2 protein-coding genes are annotated in these 669 nt (G+C 46.5%); both read left to right on the forward strand.

Annotated elements, in window-relative coordinates; genetic code table 11:
* The coding region (ubiG, locus tag A3738_RS22680) for a bifunctional 2-polyprenyl-6-hydroxyphenol methylase/3-demethylubiquinol 3-O-methyltransferase UbiG (protein WP_068763867.1) at positions 1-529 on the forward strand (529 nt) is incomplete at its 5' end.
* A gap of 1 nt (position 530) precedes the next feature.
* Positions 531-669 (forward strand): HAD hydrolase-like protein (locus A3738_RS32715; RefSeq protein WP_369819826.1); only part of this gene is annotated, 139 nt, incomplete at its 3' end.

The raw sequence follows: 669 nt of genomic DNA on the forward strand, positions 1-669 counted from the left end.
CGGCATATTGTCCGAAGCTATGTCTCAGCGAGGAGGCTTGGTTCAAGGCATTGATATGGGTGAAGCTCCACTGGGTGTGGCGCAATTACACAGTCTAGAGTCAGGTCTTGATATAACCTATACCCAAATCACTGCCGAAGAGTTAGCAGACCAAACTCCAGGCGAATATGATATTGTGACATGCTTAGAAATGCTAGAGCACGTTCCGTCTCCATCATCGGTAATTCAAGCGTGCCAGCGCCTGCTTAAGCCCGGTGGAGACCTTTTCCTATCTACCATTAATCGCAATCCCAAAGCATATCTTTTCGCAATCGTTGGCGCCGAACACCTTATGAAGATGCTCCCTAAAGGAACGCACGATTTTAAGAAGTTCATCAAACCTTCAGAGCTTGGGGGCATGGTTCGTCAAGCAGGCTTAGAGATGCAGGATATATCAGGCATGACATACAATCCGCTGGTTAAAGAATACAAACTCAGCCGCGATGTAGACGTGAATTATTTGATGCACGCCATCAAACCCAAGGCATAAAATGGAACTTGAAGCAGTCTTATTCGATCTTGACGGTACGTTAGTTGACACTGCACCCGACTTCTACGTTACGGTCGAGAAGTTATTAGCACTCCACAATAAAGCCCCCATTGAACACGAAGTTATCCGAGCAGAGGTTT

This window comes from Oleiphilus sp. HI0066 (genome assembly GCF_001635725.1).